This is a genomic window from Acinetobacter sp. SM1B (genome assembly GCF_003289665.1).
In the GTDB taxonomy this organism is placed as follows: domain Bacteria; phylum Pseudomonadota; class Gammaproteobacteria; order Pseudomonadales; family Moraxellaceae; genus Acinetobacter; species Acinetobacter schindleri.
On sequence record NZ_QMBM01000001.1, the window covers coordinates 365,115 to 366,308 of the forward strand.

Annotated in this window: 2 tRNA genes, 1 rRNA gene and 1 other annotated feature (1 of these 4 cut by a window edge); all 3 genes read left to right on the top strand. The window is 45.1% G+C overall.

The window, feature by feature from the left end:
• A 16S ribosomal RNA gene (locus tag C8322_RS01830) occupies positions 1–213 on the top strand; it begins 1,242 nt to the left of the window's first position.
• Between the two features lie 61 nt (positions 214–274).
• Positions 275–351, top strand: a tRNA-Ile gene (locus C8322_RS01835).
• Positions 352–413: 62 nt separating this feature from the next.
• Positions 414–489: transfer RNA gene (locus C8322_RS01840), tRNA-Ala, on the top strand.
• A 438-nt stretch (positions 490–927) separates the two neighbouring features.
• Positions 928–1,189 (top strand) — a sequence feature (23S ribosomal RNA rRNA prediction is too short).
• Positions 1,190–1,194 lie beyond the last annotated feature (5 nt).

Sequence of the window (1,194 nt, forward strand, 5' to 3'; positions counted from 1 at the left end):
TGAAGTCGGAATCGCTAGTAATCGCGGATCAGAATGCCGCGGTGAATACGTTCCCGGGCCTTGTACACACCGCCCGTCACACCATGGGAGTTTGTTGCACCAGAAGTAGGTAGTCTAACCGCAAGGAGGACGCTTACCACGGTGTGGCCGATGACTGGGGTGAAGTCGTAACAAGGTAGCCGTAGGGGAACCTGCGGCTGGATCACCTCCTTAACGAAAGATTGACGATTGGTAAGAATCCACAACAAGTTGTTCTTCATGACGATGTATCTGAGGGTCTGTAGCTCAGTTGGTTAGAGCACACGCTTGATAAGCGTGGGGTCACAAGTTCAAGTCTTGTCAGACCCACCACTAACGACAAGCAAGCAATTGCAGAGCAAATAGAAATCAGAACATTGACTTATTGATAAGCTGGGGACTTAGCTTAGTTGGTAGAGCGCCTGCTTTGCACGCAGGAGGTCAGGAGTTCGACTCTCCTAGTCTCCACCACGTATTCGTTCGAATACGTAATAAGCAAACAGTTTGATAGCTTATAGAGCTTAGTAAGAAAGCGGCGTATAATGCGCGGCATTGTTATTAACCTCTGTGATTTATCACAGTAATGCAGTCCGACGAGGATGCATTAAATCATTAACAGAATATATTTGAGTTGAAATAATTTGTTCATACTCATACAAGAGCGGAAACGAGAGATCGCAAGATTGATTGTTGAAGTGATTGAATGAGAACTAGCGAAATTAACTGAATCAAGCGTTTTGGTATATGAATCTAATTGAAGCTGTACAGTGATTAAGTTCACGAAACTCTAACTGTGTAATTGACTGAGTGATTGGTTGATTATGTTGTTTATCCTACTTGTAGGGATGAACGACTGTTTGGGGTTGTATAGTCAAGTAATTAAGTGCATGTGGTGGATGCCTTGGCAGTCAGAGGCGAAGAAAGACGTGATAGCCTGCGAAAAGCTCCGGGGAGGCGGCAAATATCCTGTGATCCGGAGATGTCTGAATGGGGAAACCCACCGGCTATAAGGTCGGTATCATAAACTGAATACATAGGTTTATGAGGCGAACGCGGAGAAGTGAAACATCTCAGTATCCGTAGGAAAAGAAATCAATTGAGATTCCCTCAGTAGCGGCGAGCGAAAGGGGAACAGCCCATTAAGTCATATCAGTTTTAGTGGAATGCTCTGGGAAG